The organism is Rosistilla ulvae, assembly GCF_007741475.1.
GTDB classification, from domain to species: Bacteria; Planctomycetota; Planctomycetia; order Pirellulales; family Pirellulaceae; genus Rosistilla; species Rosistilla ulvae.
This window is the reverse complement of record NZ_CP036261.1, coordinates 3,628,194-3,649,193: the sequence shown is the minus strand read 5'-3', so window position 1 is coordinate 3,649,193 and position 21,000 is coordinate 3,628,194. Positions and strand designations below refer to the sequence as shown.

The 21,000-nt window shown below is 56.7% G+C and carries 14 protein-coding genes; 7 read left to right on the top strand and 7 right to left on the bottom strand.

Annotated features, from left to right (window positions below; all coding sequences use genetic code 11):
* Window positions 1-203: 203 nt before the first annotated feature.
* A complete protein-coding gene (locus tag EC9_RS12980; protein ID WP_145345806.1) occupies window positions 204-4,304 on the top strand; it encodes a DUF1553 domain-containing protein in 4,101 nt (1,366 codons plus the stop codon).
* On the top strand, window positions 4,294-5,712 hold the full coding sequence (locus EC9_RS12975) for a DUF1501 domain-containing protein (protein ID WP_218934778.1): 1,419 nt from the start codon (window positions 4,294-4,296) through the stop codon (window positions 5,710-5,712). Before EC9_RS12980 ends, EC9_RS12975 begins: the two co-directional genes overlap by 11 nt.
* Before the next feature lie 19 nt (window positions 5,713-5,731).
* Here EC9_RS12975 and EC9_RS12970 read toward each other — a convergent pair whose 3' ends face one another.
* Window positions 5,732-6,544, bottom strand: a complete 813-nt coding sequence (locus tag EC9_RS12970; protein ID WP_145345804.1) for a histidinol-phosphatase HisJ family protein — start codon at window positions 6,542-6,544, stop codon at window positions 5,732-5,734.
* Window positions 6,545-7,568: 1,024 nt separating this feature from the next.
* On the opposite strand from EC9_RS12970, the gene EC9_RS12965 reads away from it, so the two are divergent.
* The 3 genes from EC9_RS12965 to EC9_RS12955 all read left to right on the top strand — a co-directional run bounded on the left by EC9_RS12965 (window position 7,569) and on the right by EC9_RS12955 (window position 10,647).
* Complete coding sequence (locus EC9_RS12965; protein WP_145345802.1) at window positions 7,569-8,471, top strand: hypothetical protein; 903 nt, start codon at window positions 7,569-7,571, stop codon at window positions 8,469-8,471.
* Between the two features lie 62 nt (window positions 8,472-8,533).
* Window positions 8,534-10,390, top strand: coding sequence for a sensor histidine kinase (locus EC9_RS12960; protein WP_145345800.1), 1,857 nt, complete (start codon window positions 8,534-8,536; stop codon window positions 10,388-10,390).
* A 44-nt stretch (window positions 10,391-10,434) separates the two neighbouring features.
* On the top strand, window positions 10,435-10,647 hold the full coding sequence (locus EC9_RS12955) for a hypothetical protein (RefSeq protein WP_145345798.1): 213 nt from the start codon (window positions 10,435-10,437) through the stop codon (window positions 10,645-10,647).
* On the opposite strand, the gene EC9_RS12950 is transcribed toward EC9_RS12955, so the two are convergent.
* A complete protein-coding gene (locus EC9_RS12950; protein WP_145345796.1) occupies window positions 10,644-11,276 on the bottom strand; it encodes a response regulator in 633 nt (210 codons plus the stop codon). The two genes, EC9_RS12955 and EC9_RS12950, sit on opposite strands and share 4 nt — an antisense overlap.
* Window positions 11,277-11,849: 573 nt before the next feature.
* Between EC9_RS12950 and EC9_RS12945 the strand changes: the two genes are divergently transcribed.
* Complete coding sequence (locus tag EC9_RS12945; RefSeq protein WP_246106104.1) at window positions 11,850-13,166, top strand: Gfo/Idh/MocA family protein; 1,317 nt, start codon at window positions 11,850-11,852, stop codon at window positions 13,164-13,166.
* A 165-nt stretch (window positions 13,167-13,331) separates the two neighbouring features.
* Window positions 13,332-14,450: a metallophosphoesterase gene (locus EC9_RS12940; protein WP_246106103.1), complete on the top strand. Its 1,119-nt coding sequence runs from the start codon at window positions 13,332-13,334 to the stop codon at window positions 14,448-14,450.
* On the opposite strand, the gene EC9_RS12935 is transcribed toward EC9_RS12940, so the two are convergent.
* From EC9_RS12935 to EC9_RS12915, 5 genes are all read right to left on the bottom strand, one after another.
* A complete protein-coding gene (locus tag EC9_RS12935) occupies window positions 14,426-15,391 on the bottom strand; it encodes a ribonuclease H family protein (RefSeq protein ID WP_145345792.1) in 966 nt (321 codons plus the stop codon). The two genes, EC9_RS12940 and EC9_RS12935, sit on opposite strands and share 25 nt — an antisense overlap.
* Window positions 15,392-16,488: 1,097 nt before the next feature.
* The gene (locus tag EC9_RS12930; RefSeq protein ID WP_145345790.1) at window positions 16,489-17,259 is read right to left on the bottom strand and encodes a hypothetical protein; all 771 of its coding nucleotides are present in this window, start codon (window positions 17,257-17,259) and stop codon (window positions 16,489-16,491) included.
* Between the two features lie 301 nt (window positions 17,260-17,560).
* Window positions 17,561-17,908, bottom strand: coding sequence for a hypothetical protein (locus EC9_RS12925; RefSeq protein WP_145345788.1), 348 nt, complete (start codon window positions 17,906-17,908; stop codon window positions 17,561-17,563).
* Between the two features lie 981 nt (window positions 17,909-18,889).
* Complete coding sequence (locus tag EC9_RS12920) at window positions 18,890-19,750, bottom strand: SGNH/GDSL hydrolase family protein (RefSeq protein WP_218934777.1); 861 nt, start codon at window positions 19,748-19,750, stop codon at window positions 18,890-18,892.
* A 1,008-nt stretch (window positions 19,751-20,758) separates the two neighbouring features.
* The gene (locus tag EC9_RS12915; protein WP_145345784.1) at window positions 20,759-20,938 is read right to left on the bottom strand and encodes a hypothetical protein; all 180 of its coding nucleotides are present in this window, start codon (window positions 20,936-20,938) and stop codon (window positions 20,759-20,761) included.
* Window positions 20,939-21,000: the final 62 nt, after the last annotated feature.

Sequence of the window (21,000 nt, the reverse complement as noted above, 5' to 3'; positions counted from 1 at the left end):
GAGCGCGCCGCAATAAAAATGCGTTCGCGATCTTACTGCCAATCGGCTAGAATCGGCCATCACCCCCCACGCGGAACGAACGGGGACGCCCGCCTGACCTTCCCTTGCGTCCCCCGCTAGGAGGCACGTGTCGCCATAGTGGCGTCCTCTTCCCGATCCGCTGCGTCCTTCCCAACTTGCAACCGCACTCACAGGCAATCTGCATGAACCGACTTCGATCGATCGCCCTGAGTCTGCTGATCCTGGCGGCTGGAACCTCTGCGTCAGCAGCCGACGCGTTCGCCCCCGAGGACGTTGAATTCTTTGAAGCAAAGATCCGCCCGGTTTTGGTGGAGCATTGTTACGAATGCCACAACAGCGAATCGACGGCCGAAGCGGAGCTGGCGTTGGATTGGCGGACGCCGCTACGAAAGGGAGGCCATTCGGGGCCTTCGTTAGGCGAGCCAACGAACGACAGTTTTTTGTTGAAGGTGATGCGGCACGAGATCGAAGGGCTTGAGATGCCCGAGGGAGGCGAGAAGCTGAGCGATGCGATTCTTGCCGATTTCGAAACCTGGATTGCTCGAGGCGCCCCCGATCCTCGCGACGCTCCGCCGTCGGCCGAGGAGCTGGCCCAATCGACTTCGTGGGAAGCGATTCGGGACAAGCGAGCGAAGTGGTGGAGCTTCCAACCGATCGCAAAAGCTTCCCCGCCCGATGGCGACAATGGTTGGTCGGCCGATCCGATCGATCGGTTCATGTATGAAAAAATGCAAGCGGCGGGATTGCAGCCCGCCGCAGCGGCCGATCGTTTGACGCTGGTTCGGCGGCTCTATTTTGCATTGACCGGTCTGCCGCCAACGCCCCAGCAAATCGATGCGTTTGTCGACGATCCCGCCGCCGACGCCTATGAAAATCTTGTCGACGAATTGTTGCAGTCGCCGCATTTCGGCGAGCGTTGGGCGAGGCATTGGATGGATTGGTTTCGATATGCCCAGTCGCACGGTAGCGAAGGGGATCCGCGAATTGCAGGGGCTACGCTTTACCGCGACTACCTGATCCGGGCTCTCAATCGAGACGTGCCCTACGATCAATTGGTCCGCGAGCATATCGCCGGGGATCGGTTGCCCGAACCTCGGATCGATGAATCGCTTGGCATCAACGAATCTTTGATCGGCACGGCGCACTGGCGGATGGTCTTTCATGGCTTTGCCCCGACCGACGCTTTGGATGAACGCGTTCGATTTACAGACGATGCGATCGATGTCGTCAGTAAAGCGTTTTTGGGACTGACCGTTTCCTGTGCTCGATGCCACAACCATAAGTTCGACGCGATCAGCCAAGCCGACTACTACGCCTTTGCGGGAATTGTCGGATCGACCCGTCCGGGGCGGGCGGCGATCGATCTCCCCAGTCGATTGAATCGACATCGGGAGACCTTAACGGAAATGAAACCGAAGATCCGCGATGCGATAGTCGCCGATTGGCAGCCCGTCGTCGATGGGCTGGCCGAGCGTTTGACCTCGTCGTCGGCAAGCGAATCGGATGCGAAGGATCTGCATGCGGTGCTGCGGCCCTGGGCCGCGACGCAGCGGGCGGTTGCTGCCGGAGAAACTTTTTCCGCCGCGTGGCAGCGGCAGATCGACGAATTTGAAACGCTGCAAAATCAACGCGCTGCGTTCGAGAAAGCGTCTCATCCGTACGATTGGCAACTCGGAGAACCGAACACCGAAACAGAATGGTTTGCTTACGGCAACGGATTGGTGCCCGAGTCCGGTCGGGAATCGAAGCGGCAACCGCAACCGACGTCGGCGGGCGAATTCGCCATCGCCGAATCGGGGCCAGTGCTACGAGGAATCTATCCGGCGGGCTTGGTGGCGAATTTGGTCAGCAACAAGCAAGCGGCGGTGCTGACGTCGGAGGACTTTCGCGTCGCCGACGATCAACGCTTGTGGGTCCAGATCGCTGGCGACGGGGCGTCGTCGAGTCGGTTTGTGGTGCAGAACTATCCTCGAAATGGAACCGTCTATCCTGTCACAAAACTATCGGGGGCGAAGGCCTCGCGTTGGCATTGGCAGCAGTACGATTTGAGCTACTGGAGTGGAGACGACCTGCACATCGAATTGGCCACCGCGCGGGACGCGCCGCTGTTGGTCAAGGATAGCGATCGCTCCTGGTTTGGGATTCGACGCGCCGTGGTCACCGAACCCGGTCAGCAGCCGCCAGCCGACTGGCGAGAACCGCTTGGGCCGTTGTTCGCAACCGCGTTGGAACAGCCCCCGGCTTCCTTGGACGCTTTGGCCGCGATCTATGCGACGGCGATTGGCGACGCGATTCAGGCGTGGCAAGCGGGGATGATGACCGATCCGCAAGCGTTGTTGCTGGACGCGTCTGTTCAACAAAATCTATTGCCCAACGGGTTGGATCAATTGCCGGCCGCGAAGCCGTTGATCGAAGGATACCGCCGTTTGGAAGCGGAAATCCCGGTGCCTCGCCGCGTGCCGACGCTGGCCGAATGGCAAGGGCACGATCACCCGTTGTACATTCGCGGCGATCACAAACAGCCCGACCAACCGATCCCGCGGCGTTTTTTGGAAGCGTTTGATGCGGAACCCTATCAGACCGACCTGAGTGGTCGAGATCAACTGGCTGAGGATCTGGTCGGCGGCGACAATCCGTTGACCGCGCGGGTGATCGTTAACCGAATTTGGCATCACTTGTTTGGACGCGGGATCGTCGCGACGACCGACAATTTTGGCCGACTGGGCGTTCCGCCGACCCATCCGGAATTGTTGGACTACCTGGCCAACAACTTCCGCGACAACGGCTGGTCGATCAAACAACTGATCCGCCAGATCGTGACCAGCGAAACGTGGCGCCAGCAATCGACGCCCTCTGCCAAGGCACTCGATGTCGATCCCGACAACTTATGGCTCTCGTATCGAACGACATCGCGATTGGAAGCCGAAGCGATTCGCGATTCCCTGCTGTTGGTTTCGGGGCGTTTGCAGACGACGCCGCCCGAGGGAGCGGTCCGCGGCGACAGCGATCGCCGGTCGGTCTATGTCAACGTGATTCGCAACTCCTTGGATCCGTTCTTGAGCAGCTTCGACGCACCGGTTCCATTCAGCTGCAAAGGCCGCCGCGACGTCACCAACGTCCCCGCCCAAGCTTTGATGATGCTGAATAATAATTTTGTGCTCAGAGCCGCTCAACGTTTGTCGCAAGACATCTTGACCGACGAATCGTTACTCGATCCTGCGCAGCGGGTCGGTGCCATTTGGCGCCGCTGTTTCGGACGCCCTCCTAGCGAATCAGAGCTGCGAGCGGCAACCGGTTTTCTGCAGCAAAGCCAATCTGCAAACGAAGCGATTCGCCAGCGGATCGCCCAGCGGGACCAACAGATCGCGCAGCAGCGAGAACAAATCGATCAGATCACCATCCCGACCCACAAGCGTCTGTTGTCCGCCCTGAACCGGCCGACGCAGGGGGGAACTGCGGCCGACGACTCGCTCCCCACGCCGTTGCGGCACTGGGATTTCGGACGGCTGGCAACCGACGCGACAGCGAAAGAGCAATTGACCCTTCACGGCACCGCGCGCTTAAGCGACGGGGCTCTCATCGTTGACGGCGGCGGTTGGGCCGCGTCCGCTGCGTTGCCTGAATCGATTGCGGCGAAGTCGCTCGAGGTTGTCGTGCAGTTGGACGATTTACAGCAGCACGGCGGTGCCGCACTGTCGATCCAGACGACCGATGGTGTGCTGTTCGATGCGATCGTGTTTGCCGAGCGCGAACCGCGTCGCTGGATGAGCGGCAGCGACCATGGGCGTCGAACTCAAAACTTGCAAGCCGGTGTAGAAGACCAGGCGGATCAGCAGCCCATCCATCTCGTGATCACCTATGGCAAGGATGGCACGATCACTTGTTATCGCAACGGACAGGTCTACGGAACGCCTTACAACACGGGCGTGCAAACGTTTCCCCCCGATCGGACTCAGGTCATCTTCGGAATGCGTCACGGCACGCGAGCGACTGGGGGACGGATGCTGAAAGGGCGGATCTACGACGCGCGACTGTACGACGTGGCGCTGTCGGAAACGGAGGTGCAGGCGTTGGCATCCCAAGCCGTCAACGTGATCACTCGTGAACAGATCATCGCCGCGTTGGAACCCGTCCAGCGGGAACAACTGTTGGTATTGGAAACGCAACTGGCTACGCTGCAGCGTCAACGCGACGAGACTGCTTCGGCGCCGGGACCGCAACAACATTGGATCGACTTTGCCCATTCGCTGCTCAATATGAAGGAGTTCCTCTATGTTCGCTGATACTTCGCACCGCGACGTCGCTTCGCGGAGACGCTGGTTGCAAACATGTAGCAGCGGATTTGGGATGCTTGCTTTATCGAGCCTGCAGCAGCAAGCAACGGCCGCGCCGACGGTACCGTTGGTCAATCCGAAAGCCAAGAGCGTGATCTTGTGCTACATGTCCGGGGGCGTTTCGCACGTCGATTCGTTCGATCCGAAACCGCAACTGGTCAAAGACCATGGCAAATCGATGCCGGTCAAGGTCGAACGAACCCAGTTCAACAACAACGGCAAGATCTTCGGTAGTCCGTTCGCCTTCAAGCCTTACGGCGAAAGCGGGTTGGAGATCAGCGAGATCTTTCCCGAACTCGGCAGTTGTGCCGATCATTTGGCGATCGTCCGTTCGGCGACGACCAACGTCAACGAACACGCTCAAGGTAACTTCGCGATCCACACTGGCTTCCCTTTTTTGGGGCATCCCAGTGCCGGTGCGTGGATCAGTTATGGGTTAGGGGCGGCGAACGAGAACCTGCCCAGCTACGTCGTGTTGCAGAGCGGCGGCGCGGTGCCACCTCATGGCGGCGTCGGGTTGTTCAGCAGCGGTTACCTTCCGGCTCAACATCAGGCTTCGATTCTGCAAGCCGACAAACTCGATGCGGTTCCGAACATCCGGCCCGCGCAATCGCTGACGTTGCAGCGACAACGGCTCGACTTCGTCCGCCAGATCGATTCGGAGTTTGCCGATTTGGCGCGGAACCGTCAGGTCGACGCAGCGATCGAAAATTTTGAAACAGCGTTTCGGATGCAATCGGCGGTGCCGGAGATCTGTGACATCTCCGACGAAACCGATGCGACGATGAGTCTGTACGGGATCGACGATCCCGATCCATCACGGTCCGCGTATGGCCGCCAAGCGTTGTTGGCACGGAAATTGGTCGAACAGGGCGTCCGTTTTGTCGAACTCTCTTGTCTCACGCGAGGGATCGGGGCCGGCGGCGCAGCGAACCCTTGGGATCAACATGGCGACTTGGAGAAAGGGCATCGCGCGATGGCAGGGCAAGTCGACCGGCCGATCGCGGCGCTGATCAAAGATCTCGAAGCCCGTGGACTGTTGGATGAGACGTTGATCGTCTTCACTGGTGAGTTCGGTCGAACGCCTTTCTCGCAAGGTTCCAACGGTCGCGATCACAATCCGTTCGGTTTCAGTTTATGGTTGGCTGGCGGCGGAATCCGCGGCGGAACGACTTACGGAGCGACCGACGAGCTGGGCTACCGTGCGGTGGAAAAGCCCTGCACGATTTACGACGTCTGGGCGACGGTGCTGCATCAATTAGGCATCGACCACGAAAAGTTGACTTTCCGTTCCGGCGGCCGCGACTTTCGGCTGACTGATGTGCACGGCAATGTGTTGAACGAGATCATCGCCTGATCGACGGCAGCTGGCGGGACTATTTACCCCAGTCGTATTGAAGGGCTTGGGAGATCGCGACGCGTTGCGGCTGACGATCGATGAAGTAGAGGACTTCGTCGTACCCGGCTTGCTGCAACAGCGCAAGTGCTTCGGGATAACCTTCCCCGACGCGGTCGGGGACATGCGCGTCGGCGCCGATCACGACGGGGATCTCGCGTTCGTGCATCATCTGCAACATCTGAGGGAAGGGATTCATCTCGGTGATCTTTTTGTAGCGTCCGCTGGTGTTCAGCTCCATCGCCGTGTTGGAAGCTGCGATCCGGTCCAACACACGGGCGATCGTGTCGAGCAAGCGTTCGGTCTGCCAGTCGTCGGGCGTTTCGTTTTTGATCAGGTCGGGATGGGAGATGCAATCAAACAGCCCGGTCTCCGCAGCATCGGCAAGCATGTTGAAGTAGGTGATCTGATCGCGCAACGGATCGTCGGTGCGGAAGTCACGGCGATATTCGGGGGTCTGCGGATGAACCGATCCGATCACGTAGCTGAGTGGATTTTCGGCGATCTGTTTGCGGACAAAATCGACGTGCCCTGGATAGTAGTCGGCTTCCAAGCCCAGACGGACATCGACCTTGCCACGCCATTCTTCAGCCGCTTGGGCAACGATTCGGATGTATTCATCCCATTGTTCGGGATCCATGCGAACGTGTACCGAGAACCGGTCGGGCATCGGGTTGTGGCATGTGATCGTGATCCCTGGCATGCCGGCGCGGTGGGCTGCTGCCGCGTATTCGGTGGGTGTTCCCTGGGCGTGTTTACAAAGTGGTGTGTGGGAATGGGATTCGTAAATCATTCGATTGTTGTGTGCGGTGTGGAAAGCGGTGTGCGATGATGTGTTAATGCTGCAGGTCACGGTGGGGCGAGACGGCGGCACGGGTTGATCCTAAACTTTTTGGTAGTTGAGGACAAACCGAAGATCGGGCAACTTCCGCCCAAGGTTGCGAAGAGTCAATGCTTAGAGCCGGACAGAAAACCGAGTTAAAAAGTTCGGTGCCAATCCAGCCAGAGGTTTTCTGTCCGCTTCAAAGCAAATGACTTCTCTGCGCTCTCTGCGGCTCTGCGTTAAAATCCCCTTTTGCGATAAGCCGCGATCCTATCGGGGCGAGCGAGAGCATGGGGTGATTGAAACGCAGAGTCGCCGAGGTTTTGCAATGGGAGCGTGGTCAGGCTTTATAGCTTGCTCGCTTCTAAGGATTTGACTTCTCTGCGCTCTCTGCGGCTCTGCGTTTAAATTCCCCTTTTGCGATAAGCAGCGATCCTATCGGGGCGAGCGAGAGCACGGGGTGATTGAAACGCAGAGTCGCCGAGGTCGCAGAGGTTTTGCAATGGGAGCGTGGGCAGGCGTCATCGCTTTGTCCGCTTCTTAAGCAAATTTGCTGTCACGCCTTAGCGCGGCGTTGTGCATGGGGACCGGACGCTCGCGTGTACCGGCTGGTACGTCAAATTGGAACCGTGCTAGCCCTGAACTTCCGCGACCAATCTCGCTTGAAGTGTGCGATTTCGTTACAAAGTTGCCCTATCCGGAAATTTACTTGATCGCTTCCCGCAACCAGTTCCCAGGGGCGTGCTACGTTTGGAGTGTTGCAGTGCGGGCGGATCCCGATCTCTAGTCGTTGCGCAGCCCTACGGCTGCTGCAATGCGGGGAAACTGTCCGGTGCTTCCCACGGCTGCAAACTGACGGGGCCGATTGCTAGTCGACGTTTCCAGTCGCGGCGGCAATGGCAACCAGTGCTTCCAAAGGAAGGGTGGCTGCGAATCGGGACAACGATCTCGAGAAACGATTCATTGAAAATTACAACGACGGTCGATGTTGATCATGCTTCTCCGAACACCCTTATTAAAACTTACGCTCGCGTTAACGATTGCCTGCTGGACCCCCTTCGCGATGGCGCGGGAACTGGTGATCGACAATGTCAGTGGCAGTGATTATCAGAACGATCGCGGATTGGTCGCCGGAGCGGCTAGCTTTGGACCGTATCGCACGATCATGCGGGCGCTGCTGGTCGCACAGGCTGGCGATTCGATCGTGCTGACAAAGACTGGCGTTCCGTATCGCGAGTGCATTTCCCTGAATGGAACAAAACACAGCGGCACGCCGATGTTTCCGTTTCGGATCGTCGGCAACGGTGCGGTGTTGGATGGATCGACGACACCGCGTCGCGATGGATGGGAAGTGGTTAGCGGCGATCTGTACCGCTACGTCCCGCCGCGGCCGGGATACGGTCAGATGATGCTCGGTGGCCGAGCGTTGCCCCGGTTTATCACGCGTGACGGCAACTTTGTCTCGATGCCTGAGGGGCATTGGGCGCATTGGAACGGGCGGATGTTCTATCGTCCGCCGGCTGGCAAGAGTCCATTGGACGAAGCGTTGGAGATCACGAGCGAAGCGGTTGGAATCACGATGTACGATGTCGAAAACGTGATCATCACCGACCTGACCATCCGCGGCTACCGACTCGACGGGATCAACGCGCACGACAAAGCGAACGATGTTCAATTGATTGGGATTGCGTCGCGGCATAATGGCCGCAGCGGAATCAGCGTTGGGGGAAGCAGCAGTGTCACGATCGGCGCCTCGTTGTGCGAACTCAACGGCGTCGCTCAATTGCGAACCGAGGGGCAATCGCAGACTTATCTGGCGAACGTCGATCTCGCCGAAGGTGTTGGGACGCCGTTGGTCAACGAAGGGGGCAGCGTGTTGCGATTGCCAAAGGAATGATTGTGTGCGACAAAAGGAGCTTAAATTTGGGCACCTTTTGATTCCTCGAGGTCCGTGCGGTCATGTTCCGAATGCTATCGGGCATCTTTTCGTCGATGAGCCTGGAGCGGAAATGTCTGCTGTTCTTCGGCGCAGCGCTTCTGCTGCTGATGTTCTTTGCGTTTTCGATTGTTGAAGTCATCGCACAGCGATTGGTTTCGCAAAAGATTCAACAGAGCGCCAAGGACTACGCCAACACCATCCTCGCGCGCGAGCACTGGCGGGTGATGATGACCGATGCGGTCAAGAAGCAACGTCAACAGATCATCGGCAAGGAGAAGGTCGATGACGAATCGTTGGACAAACTGTTGGCACGCGATTGGGAAACGCTGGACAAATTGGATGTCTATCTGCTGAAAAAGAAGAAACACGCGGCCGAAGTGATCGCGTTGGACGAAGGGCCGACGCTGCAGGATCTTCGCGAACCGATCGTGTCGACCGATCCCGAAGAACGGGCGAAATTGAAGGATCTAGAGGTTCGCTACCGCGAATATCTGACGCGGCACTACACCGAAAACCGGCCCAATTTCCTGCAAGCAAGCGAACTGGACGACAACGACAACTTCATGCATCTGACCCTGCAACCGCTGTTCGAAGAGCGCGGTCCGGTCGGCGATCGGTACATCTTCTACGATCCGATCTTCTTCAAGCCGATCTGCATGACATGCCACACCAGCCCGAACTTCAATTTCTTCAGCGATCTGCCGAACGAAGAGTTCGCTGAACAATTGGTCGCCGCTACGCCGTTTCGGGCTGTACGCGTCAGCATGCCCTATAAAGAGACCGAAGCGTCGGCCACTTGGATCCGCGCCGTCGTGATGGCTTTGGCAATGTTGATCATCGCAATCACGTTGGCGGTGTTGCACATGATCCTGCGTTATTTGGTTCTGCATCCGCTGCAGCACTTGCGTGACGTCAGCGATTCGATCTCGCGAGGTAACACCGAATTGCGGGCCGAGATCGATACCGAGGACGAATTCAACGAACTGGCCGACGCGTTCAATCGCATGCTTCGCCACCTGACCGAAACCCAGGATCAATTGCGGGAAGTCAACCGCGAACTGGATCAACGCGTAGACCAATTGGCTCAATTGAACCTGCAGTTATATGAAGCGAACCGTCTGAAGAGCGATTTCCTGGCCAATATGAGCCATGAATTGCGAACGCCGTTGAACAGCATCATCGGTTTTTCAGATGTTCTAAAGGGGCTGCAGACGTTGACCGACAAGCAACGCAATTACGCGTCGAACATCGAAAAGAGTGGTCGCGTGCTGTTGGAGATGATCAACGATATCCTCGACTTGGCAAAGGTCGAGGCGGGGAAAATGGAGGTGCGCCCGTCGCGGTTCGATATCGTTTCGGTCGTCAGTTCCCAGTGTGACATGGTCCGAAGTCTTTCGAACGAAAAAAACATCGACCTGTCGATCGATGCCGACGACGATTTGCCACGCGTCCTGCAGGATCAGAATAAAATCGGTCAGATCCTGACAAATTTGCTGGGCAATGCGATCAAGTTCACGCCCGAAGGGGGCCTGATCACCGCCAAGATCGAACTCGCCGATAACGATCGATTCCGGCTGATGGTGACCGATACCGGAATTGGGATTCCGGAAGATGACCAGAAGGTGATCTTCGAAAAGTTTCGGCAGAGCAAGGTTGTGCTCGACAACGACGGACTGACTCGCGAGTTCTCCGGCACCGGATTGGGGTTGTCGATCGTGAAAGAACTGTGCAAGTTGCTCGGGGGAGAAGTCACGTTCACCAGTGAGTTGGGCCGCGGTAGTACCTTTATTGTCACCTTGCCGTTGGAATTGCGGAACGACAATGCCGCGGAGACTTCCGACCCGATGCTCGATTCCATCAAGGCGGCCGTCCGCTAACGCGAGGCCCTGGCGGTTGGGAATCACCGCCGCGAGAAAAGGGCTTGGGCCGCATCAAGAAACGATGGGCAACGAACGCGTCGGCCGCGTGCGAGCGTGGCCTGCGATTGTCGGCCAAGAGTGAGGCCGACGCTATTGAAGAGAAGAACGTCGGACAACGTCCGTTTGGTTCATCGGTTGGCTATCGCATGGCCCAGATGGCCATGCGATGCAACGATTCGATTCGCGTTGCCCAACGCCGCCAACTGGTCGACTAAACCAAGTTCTTGCGGACCGCCCAGACAGCCGCTTGAGTACGGTCGGTGACGCCCACCTTGCGGAGGATGTGTTGGACATGCTCTTTGACCGTCTCGTAACTGATATCGAGCGCTTTGGCGATCTCTTTGTTGGTCAATCCCAACGCCATCTGTCGCAGGACTTCGCTTTCACGCTGGGTCAGTGGAACATCGATGTCCGATGCGATTCGTGGCGTCGCCAATGCACCGGTAACACGACGCAGTTCGTCTCGTGTCCAGGCCGACCCGCCGCCGGCGCACAATCGGATCGCTTCGACCAATTTGCTCCGTTCGCAATCCTTCAACAGATAGCCTGCGGCCCCTAAAGCGACGGCGCGGGCTACGTAGGTTGGATTGTCGTAGGCCGACAGCAACAGAACGGGAAGGTCGGGATAATCCAATTTGATCCGTCCCAACGCCGCCAGGCCGTCTCCGCCAGGCATCCGGATGTCCAAGAGAACGATGTCGGGGGTTTGCTTCGTCAGGAATTCCAAAGCTTCGGCGGAAGTGACCGCTTCGCCCACAATTTCCACCTCGACGTCGGTCAGAAGGTTGCGCAACCCCAATCGAACAACTTCGTGGTCATCAACGATAAGCAATCGGATATTCATTCTTGGCTCCTGCGAACGCTTTGGATGAGTCGCGTTCGGCTGTGTTTCCGGTCTCGGAAAGTCGGTTATGCGATCGCAGTATTAATCAGCCAAGACAAGCAGGCACTGATTTGCGTCGCGGGAAAAATTTGAATCGTCGTGGTGTGGAATCGCGTGTTGCGGACCCATTTTGCAAAATACCGCCGCTGGTTGTACTTGCAGTACCAATGTGGACGGTCTCGCACTATTGGACGCGAAAAATACCACCCGAATCCGCTGGGTAACTCCTCTTGCGCGTGCAACAAGTAAGACACAATGGCGTCGACACATGTACATACTACCCCTCTGCAGACGGGGCGTGCAAGGGAGGATAGCATATTTTTTGCAATTTCCTGAGTCCTCCCCCCGCACAGGGGACGCTTTTTTGCCGGCTATCGTTGACCTACAATTGGGACGAAGCCGTTTTCCACGCCAGCCAAACGTCGACTGTTCTGAAGCAGTCGCCGTCGACACTCCCATTATTGGGGAGCGTCAAGTACCACTTCCTTTTTTGTCGCTAAATTGCCTCCTTTCCCCCGTTGATGAGAACCACCGATGTCCTTGGATCGCCGAAAGTTCATTGCTTCTGCCGCAACCGCCGGGGCACTCTGTTCCGCTCCGGCGATCCATGGTGCCGGCAAGGCGCCGATGTATCGAACCGCTCTGATCGGCTCGGGCTGGTGGGGGACTAATATTCTGCGAGAAGCGATCGCTTCGCAGCAGGTGAAAGTCGTGGCGATCTGCGATGTCGATCAAGACAAACGAGAACTTGCGGCCGAAGAGATCGAAGACTTGTGTGGCGACCAGGCCAAGGTGTATGGCGATTTCCGCGAGATGTTGGATCGCGAAGAAATCGATATCGTGGTCATCGCGACTCCCGATCATTGGCATGCGCTCAACGCGATCGCCGCGTTGGAAAAGGGTTGCCACGTCTTCGTCGAAAAACCGACGGGGCATACGATCGGTGAAAGCCGCGCGATGGTCGATGTGGCGGATGCGACCGATCGGATCGTCCAAGTGGGGCTGCACCGGCGTATCGGCCCCCATCACGTATCGGCCAACCAATTTTTAAAAGAGGGTAACGCGGGAACGATTGGATCGGTGCGCATGTTCGTCCACAGCAAAGGGGGCGTGGAGAAGCCCTCACGCAATTCGGAGCCACCCGAGACGCTCGACTGGGACATGTATTGTGGACCGGCACCGCTGCGTCCCTTCAATCGAAAAATTCACCCAGGCGGGTTCCGGCATTTCTTGGACTTTGCCAACGGAACGCTCGGCGACTGGGGCGTTCATTGGTTGGATCAAATGTTGTGGTGGTCGGAAGAACCCTATCCTAAGAGCGTCTATTCGACTGGTGGCCGCCCAGTACGTGGCGCTGCGGTGCTGAACGCAACCGAACAAACGACCGATGCTCCCGACAGCCAGATCGCGGTCTACCAATTCGATTCGTTTTCTGCGACTTGGGAACATCGCAAGTTTGCCGGCAATGGCCCCGAACGACACAGCGTCGGTTGCTATTTTTACGGCGACCGAGGAACGTTGCACGTCGGCTGGCGCGACGGTTGGACGTTCTATCCGTCGGATGCGAAGAAGCCGATCCAACATCAAGACGCTCAACTTCAAGAACCCGATGGCCATAACATGAAATTGTTATGGGCCGACTTTCTAAAGTCGATCGAGTCGGGAAAACAACCGGCTTGCAATGCCTTAATCGGGCACCAAGCAACCAATCTTGCGTTGTTGGGAATGTTGTCGATGAAGCTGGGACGCAGTATCGCTTGGGACGGTAAAACCGAAACGATCCCTGGGGACGAGCAAGCGAATCAATTGTTGCGCCGCGAATATCGTGGCCCTTGGCAATACCCAGGGTGAATTCATCTATCGGCTTCGCGTCGCCGAATCGCGGCCGCACCGAACGCCCGCTGCACTCGCAAGCGGGCGCTGCCAGATCGTGTGCCAGGCGTTAGAATTGCCCACCGATGCTCCCCCACACGTGCCGCCCCCAGTCTGCTTATGTTCCTGCAAATCATGCATTGGATGCTTTTATTGGTAGGCCACTTTGGGCTGCATCTGACGTTTTACAATCGGATCAACGCGACCGGGCTGGCTCGTTGGCAGATCAAATTGATCGAGCGGTCGGTTGCCGTCGAGTGCTTTCTGTTTCCACTGTTGGTCTTCATCTACCCTGCACCCGAAGCGATGCCCGTGCCGCTGCGGATCTACGGCTGGATCTGCATCGCGGCGATCGTTGTGCTAGGAATTCCGTGGTTGATCTATCGCCCGATCTTTGGAATCGGTTGGTTGAAGATCCAGCGTCAGGTGACCCACGTTGCGGTCGGCGAACAGCTTGCCAGTCCGCCGTTTGGAACGATGCGGTGTCGAATAAACGCTGCGATACCGTTGAATCAGATCAGCGATTTAGCGATCGAGCGAAAAGAGTTTCCCGTGGCCGGTCTGCCTTCGTCGCTGGAAGGTCTGCGGCTGGCACATCTTTCGGATGTTCATTTGACGGGGGACATGTTGCCGTCGTATTACAAATTCGTCGCTGACCAACTGATGCAGTGGCAACCGGAGATTGTTTGTTTGACGGGCGATATCGTCGACAAACCGCACTGTATCGACTGGCTGGCCGACTGTTTTGGCAGCATCGTTGCGCCGGGCGGTTGCTATTTCATCCTCGGTAATCACGACACGCGGATCGCCGACCCACGCCAGGTGCGTCGAGGGATGGAAGCGTTGGGGTGGATCGATCTTGGAAGTCTCACCAAGCAGATAATGCTGCGTGACACCGAGATCACGATCGGCGGAAATGAGCTGCCTTGGTTTGGCCCTGCTCCAAAGTTCGATTCGCTGGCTGAAGATTGTTTTCGACTGGTGCTCAGCCATTCTCCCGATCAGATCGCGTGGGCCCGACGCAATGGCGTTCATCTGTTGCTGGCTGGTCACACGCATGGCGGTCATGGCCGGTTACCGCTTATCGGCCCGCTGTTGTCGCCCAGTCGATACGGCAGTCGCTTCGCATCGGGCGAGTTCGATCTGCCACCGACGACGATGCACGTCACACGTGGTCTGTTCGGCACCCACATGCAACGGTTCCGCTGTCCTCCGGAACTGTCGTTGCTGACGCTGCATCAGCGCTGCCGCACCAATTCGTGAACCGCCAGTTCTTGCTTGGCAACTGCGTCGCCGATTTCGTTGACAAAACGCCGCGCATCGCCGGGGTATCCCGCCGTGGGACGCAACCCGGGAACCTGGGCTTGCCAATAGGCGTTAAAGACGTCCATTAATCGTTCGCGAGTATATTTGGCGACCATCGATGCCAACGCGACCGGTGCAAACGAATCTCCTTTGGCGGTGAAGTGCCAACGGATCGTACGCTCGCCCAGCTGGATCCGATATCGACTCGCCAGTCGTCCTTCGACCTCGACCGTGACCTGAGCGTCGGGGAAGAAGTGTTGCAGTAGCCCGCCGTAATAGGCGCGGCCTCCGTGTTTGTCGCTAAAGACCTCGATCGCGTTGGCGTCGGTCTCCATGATTTGAGGCAACACCAAAGCCACGGTTTGTTCAGACAATAACGTCGCTTTGTTGCCCGCCGCATCACACATCGCGTTAAACTCTGCCGCTGGCAGGATTGTGGCGCTGGCAGATCGGAACTGAAGGCCCTCGGTCTGCCAGTGCTGGGCGACTTCGGCACGCAACGATTTCCAATCCTCTGGCGAACCGAGATCGATTGGAAACGCCTCGCTTAGATCGGCAAACCACCGCGATTTGGCGAGAGTCTTTGTCGCGTTGGGGGAAAGCAGACGCAACCACTGCGACAGATTGTGAGGCGGCCGTGGCGAAGCGATCGCGGCGATACTGAGCATGGCGGCTTCAAGCGTCTTCAGCCTTTTCACCTTCCCAGGAGCGAATAATTTTTTGGAGTCGCCGATCCGAATCCGACCGAGCGACGGCAGCTCAAAACCTTGCTCGAGACGATCAAATAACGCCGCTGGATCTTCGGTATCCAAAACATCCCAGGCAGTCGCTGCGATCACCAAGGGGCCCAGTTGTGGCCCGTAGCCCGCTTCGTCAGTCGCGATCAATCGCGTATTCAATAGAACTCAAGATCTTCCGGGGCAATGAATGGGAAACAAAAGATCGATCGTGCACTTGCCCGCCACGGCGTCGATCGCTCCTATTTGATCAGCTCCCCGTTTGGAGAATCAAACAACGCGATAAGTATAGCGTTTTTACCTCCGCGTTGGGCCCGCAACGAGCGGTATGACCCAAGACAAGTCGAGTTTTGGGAGCTGGCGAAGCGATTGGCGGTTATGCGCGAACTCGACTCCATAGGGTGGTTTGTTTAGCGGGCGTTGGTGGGCAGAGAGTCTGCTGATCCAGCGCACGCACAAAACGAAGGAAACCCAGTCCCGTCGGAATTGGCCAAACGCGAAGAGATGTGGACGGCGGGGGCTCGAACGCCGCAGTGCGATAGACCAGGCGGCAAGGGGCCATGTCGGTCTGTAGAAGTTGGGGAAGTCCGATGCGCCGGTAGGGTGCCGCGATAAGTCCAAGCGAGTTCGCTTGGTTGAGAACGACGACGAACGCCCCAAAGCAAACGCTTGTGACAAAATGGCGCAGAAGATCGCCGAAGCAAGCCGACGCACCAATCGCGGCGACGAGCGGTAGCTCGGTAGGTAGCAGAGCTAAATCGGTGTTTCGGGGCGTCGTGATTGCGGTCGCTCGTTCAGCGACGCGGTATCCAAAGCACCGCGAAGCAACTAGCGAAGAAGCACGGTCTCGTCTAGAAGCTTGGATTGGCGATTTTGAGCAGCCGGCTTCGTGAGGAGTGACTTGATCAAACGAACTCGTTCCACGCAGTCGATGGTCGCACCAAAGCGTTTGCCTGACTGTTCGTTAACCCGCTTAACCTGGTTGCAAAGTGTGGCGAGTGGCCCCGCGGAAAGCAATTGTTGTCAGGGACCGGGATTGGCCAACCATCCGTACGATGATCCTCAACGCAAGTCTTTGGCATTTTTAACCAAGTTGGCGCATAAAACGTTAGCTAATCGTTTAGGTCGCAGGGCAATCGAGTATCGCACCGATCTGCCCGTTTACCATTAAAGAATCCCGTCACCATGCTTTCACTCCGCGGCTTCGAGTCTCTCGGTAACAAAGTGACATTCAAACAATGCAACCGCCCGACCGAGCATCATCGCGAGCGATAGTAACGATTCGGTTGCTGCGATGAACGGTTCTGTTGCCCAGAGTACGTTGGCTGGTTGGAATAGCTTCGTTGGCCCGAGTAGTTTTGCTGATTGGAGTAATTCGGACGTTGCACCTGATATCGCTGCGTTGATTGCCCATTGTGACTCATCTGGCCTTGATTCTGACGCTGTGAGTATCCCTGCCTTTGCACCTGCCCGTATCCGTTGGAGCCGTTGGTGAATCCTTGTTGCTGCTGCTGAGGACGTTGTTGTCCCCACGGCTGTTGCCTTTGTTGTTGTTGCATGGACGCCTGGCGTTGCTGTTCGGCACGCGCGAAACCGCCGATGAGTCCGCCGATAGCACCGGCGATCGCTTCGGCATCGCTTGGTTGTCGGGCTTGGGGTTGGTTCTGCGCCTTAGGCTGCGTTAGTGTTGCAGCATAACTGGACTTTCGCTTGACATGCTCGCCAGCAGTAATCGTGTTCGAATTACCTCTCTTTACCGTTCTACTGTTGTCATATTGAAGGCCTTGGCTTTTCTTTTGCTGGCTGGAGCGACTGTCCGGTACCAATCCTCCCGGGCCACCCAATTTGGAATACGATTCGCGAGGCAGTGGTGCGTACCTTTGCTTGGCGTAATTGGACACATTGCCACCTGTACGCTTGAGTTGCTGGGTCGATCCCGAAATGGCATTTTTAAACATCTGCGCTTGAACCAGAGACGCGGACATGCCCACGATCAAGACGGTAGCGAGTGACAGGGAGGTGCGTGGCATTGTTAACTCTTTTGCGGAATCATGATGTTGTGTCGGGGATGCCCATAGCGGCACACCCTGCGATGGGTGGAGTCTATCTCCGTGGGATTGGTGGGTCAAGCGTTTGGGTGACTAATCTGTGCAGCGCGTCGGTAAAGGCAAATTCGATTTTTCGTCGAGGATGATTACCAAGATTCAAGCCTGACGTGGAAGTGCCTGGCCAGCGAATTGCTGCGTTTGCTAGTGGCGCAGATCGGGCGGCTCGCTGACAAAACCGACGCTCGTAGGCAGAAGGGACGAAACCATGAACTTGTAATCAATCTTAGTTCGTTTTCCAAACCCGGAAGCCAAAGCGGGAAAGCAGGAACCAACCGGCAAGGAAGACTGGCAGACCGATGATGAGCGCAGCAGTTCTGGGGGAAGAAAATGGCGCCGCGTATTCAGCAGGTGTTCCAATCGCAACACCTGCCATTACGTTGAACGTGACTGCCACCAAACAGCAACCGGCAGGTGTGAGGTTTCGAATGCCAGAGCTCTGTTGATCGGCCTGAGCATCCAAGACATAAAGACCGGAATACGTGGCTGCAGCTGCTAGGTTGCCGAAAAGAACTATCGTCACGGTGCTGGCGAGCGTGTTAACCACAGGCCCGGCCATCAGAATTCCGACCATTGGAAATAGGAATCCGAAAGCCAACGCAAACAGCGCGAAACCTAGCACCAGACTTGTCAGCCGCCGTCGTGTCAAGGGAATCTCAGGGCAAAGCAGTGTTTCATTTTGAGGTATCAGCCCGGACGCGTTAGCGTCCGGGTACCTTGGGCAACGCCGGGCTAAAGCGTGCCGGCTAATTTGCCCAAGCACAAACTACTAACAACCCTGGTGGGAATTTGCTAGTGGTAGGCCGGATGAGTTTAGGGGGGAGAGATGCGCAAAGGTTTCTGAGGCTGGACGTCCGCGACGACACAGTGGCGTCCACTGACGCGAGTAACACTTTGTTCGGCGAACGACCAACGCAACCCCGGCGGCGACGCTGCGCGTTGATTTCAATTGCTGCCTGATTCATCGCGTCGGTTGCCCGTTTTGTTGTTATTCATTTCTGCGGTGGCGTGACATTGCCCTATGTTGCTGGCTAACGACCTGGCTGTTTACCTCGCGGCCGTCTCATCGATCAACTGGACAAGAAAACGACGGCAGTCGGTACGATGAGAATACCGGGAAAGGAAAGCACCTGCCAATTGACGACCGCAGCGATCAGCGATCAGCGATCAGCGATCAGCAGTCAGCAGTCAGCAGTCAGCAATCAGCAATCAGCAATCAGCAGAGCGTCGTTATCGTTCCAATGAGTTCCCGTCGTCAGGCGGCGGAAAGGACCGCGAGTCCAATGACCATCGTTGCGAACAGAATATAGGCATTCGCGATGAGCGGCCTAGACTCGCCACCATCGTCGCCAAAGGCATGCACGGCAATAAAGCCCCGCCCAGAACAGTAGGGGGAAGGCGCTGAGTACATGAGCCCTCCACCGAGGCGCCGTCAGCTTTGAGTTCGTGGAATGGGGGATTCGATGGCTTTGCAAGATATCTGATGTGGACAGTAAACTGCTAGATACAAATCCATTGTCGGTTTTGTGCAAGTAGAGACGACGACCTTCCCTTTTTACATCGAACCCCATCTCGCACTGACTTCGTGCAGCCAACTGCGAGCGATTAGTTCGTGCCCTTGCGGCAGCGGATGAACACCGTCCCAAATCCAGTTGTCAGGTGATCCTGCTTGGGCAGCAGCGTCGAAAACTTCCTGGGTCTTGACGTGTACGGTATCGAATTCCTTAGAAAGCCGACCGACAATAGGGATCAGTCGTTCGACCTGATCACGCCATTTCTTGAAAGAATCTTTGTTAGATAGCCGACCGGAAGGCAAGACAAAAGGATCGAGCAAGACCAACTTCAAATCTGGATTCGCTTCCCGGCTGGCGCTAAGAATGAAGCGATAGTCAGCTTCCCAGCGTTCGACGTCGACCCCATCGAGATTTTTTCCAACATCATTGACGCCAATAAGGATGCTGAGTAGATCGGGCTTCATGTCGATCGCGTCCTTCTTCCAACGCCCACGCAAATCAGCGACCTTGTGACCACTCATTCCACGATTGTAGATGTCAAGTTGGGCGTTCGGCATGTCAACGCCAAGTCGAGCGGCAATTAGAAAGACGTAGCTGTGGCCAAGATAGTGATTACGATCTTTTTCGTTGCGTCCCCATTTCATGTCGGTAATGGAATCACCCTGGAAAAGTAAACGGCAACCTTGTTTAAGCTTAGGCAATCGATAGCTATACCCGTCGACATCGGAGGGTTTTGCGGACGACTCCTGTTCGTGACCGCTTGCACAGGTAGACAAGGTTGCAACGCTCGCCGCAGCGAAACTGTTTCTGAGGAAGTCACGTCGATCATTCATCATGTTTTGAACTACGGTACGCATCAGCGGGTGGCGGGAGTTGAGCCACCATTTGTAAAACACTTCCACCGCCGCTCCGTTGCATACGATGGTTACCCGTTGTTTGGTGCAGGATTTCGGTCGGCGACCAGAACTTACGGAACTGATAGTATGATGACGGCCAGCGGGCCGAGCAACAGCCCATGACATGCGAAACAGTGAGCGCCGTAAACACACGAAGTCATTTGTAGCTCAACACTACTTTCGTGATCGCGAACACAATGGCGATCACCACGGGTATTGGCCGAGCGAGAACCGATTTGCAGAGGCGAGGGAAACAAAAGTCAACGTCAACACAGCAATGAATATCCATCGCAACATTCGGTCAATGTCGGACGCCAATACCTACAGCGGTAGGAAAACGGGAAGGGCAAAGGCCACCGCCAGGATGACCGAGAGCATCTCTGCCGGCGTCGCAGGCATGACGCCAAGAATCACGGCAGGCAACCAGCCCCAAATGTAGACCAACCGTTTGGTTCGAGTGGTCGGCTCCGTGACAACATCAGAGAGTGGTGACGCCCACGGGTTTGTCGATCTAGCTTAATTTCCTCAGTCGGGTAGCGGTTGTCGTAACCGGGCACGAACGGAAGACTCCGATCTCACACCCCGCGTCATCGACGGCGCCGGGCGAGCGCTTTGTAATGACTACTTGGCATCGCCGCGTGACGTGGAACTCTCCTGAGGTGGCGGCGCAATGCTGACCGCCACATAGCGGAGCCCTTCTTCGATCCTAATCCGATTTCATTCTTTGCCAGTATGCAACCGCACAGTGCAACCTGCTCGACTACCTGGTTCATCTCGCAGCCTGATTTGCGCCTCGCCACCGGCTGGCGTAAACCCACCTACGCTAACCGACAAGCGACAATTTTCCCGTTCAGGAACATCTCTGCCGCCGAGGCAGTAGAGTATTTTCCGTTAAGACGAACGCGATTGTCTACGATATCGTCCGCAAGCAGCCCAGCACAAACAGGCACTCAGGCTGTGACAGCAAAGTATTCGGACTCCCCAAGTTGTTTGATCCGCTCGGCAACCCAAGACTCAACGAAGGGTCCGTCCCGGCAAGGAGTGTGAGAGGGGAATGGGCACGATGACTTTGACGAACACTTGATTGAACCGTTCACGCGCGATCGCCTCCAGCGCGGGGGATTGAGCGGGCAACTCGGTAGCAATGTCCGCGACGATGTCGAAGACCAGTAAACATACGAAGCTTGGACGCATGGTTTTGGACCTCAATAAGTGTCAGTAGTAGGCTGGATGGTACGGATCCCCCGGTCGCCGCG

Coding starts and splice junctions, on each gene's coding strand:
- EC9_RS12970 (WP_145345804.1), bottom strand. CDS start 6,544: ATGATTTACGAATCCCATTCCCACACACCACTTTGTAAACACGCCCAG.
- EC9_RS12945 (WP_246106104.1), top strand. CDS start 11,850: ATGTCCTTGGATCGCCGAAAGTTCATTGCTTCTGCCGCAACCGCCGGG.
- EC9_RS12940 (WP_246106103.1), top strand. CDS start 13,332: ATGCTTTTATTGGTAGGCCACTTTGGGCTGCATCTGACGTTTTACAAT.
- EC9_RS12980 (WP_145345806.1), top strand. CDS start 204: ATGAACCGACTTCGATCGATCGCCCTGAGTCTGCTGATCCTGGCGGCT.
- EC9_RS12930 (WP_145345790.1), bottom strand. CDS start 17,259: ATGCCACGCACCTCCCTGTCACTCGCTACCGTCTTGATCGTGGGCATG.
- EC9_RS12960 (WP_145345800.1), top strand. CDS start 8,534: ATGTTCCGAATGCTATCGGGCATCTTTTCGTCGATGAGCCTGGAGCGG.
- EC9_RS12950 (WP_145345796.1), bottom strand. CDS start 11,276: ATGAATATCCGATTGCTTATCGTTGATGACCACGAAGTTGTTCGATTG.
- EC9_RS12965 (WP_145345802.1), top strand. CDS start 7,569: ATGCTTCTCCGAACACCCTTATTAAAACTTACGCTCGCGTTAACGATT.
- EC9_RS12925 (WP_145345788.1), bottom strand. CDS start 17,908: ATGGTCGGAATTCTGATGGCCGGGCCTGTGGTTAACACGCTCGCCAGC.
- EC9_RS12915 (WP_145345784.1), bottom strand. CDS start 20,938: ATGCGTCCAAGCTTCGTATGTTTACTGGTCTTCGACATCGTCGCGGAC.
- EC9_RS12975 (WP_218934778.1), top strand. CDS start 4,294: ATGTTCGCTGATACTTCGCACCGCGACGTCGCTTCGCGGAGACGCTGG.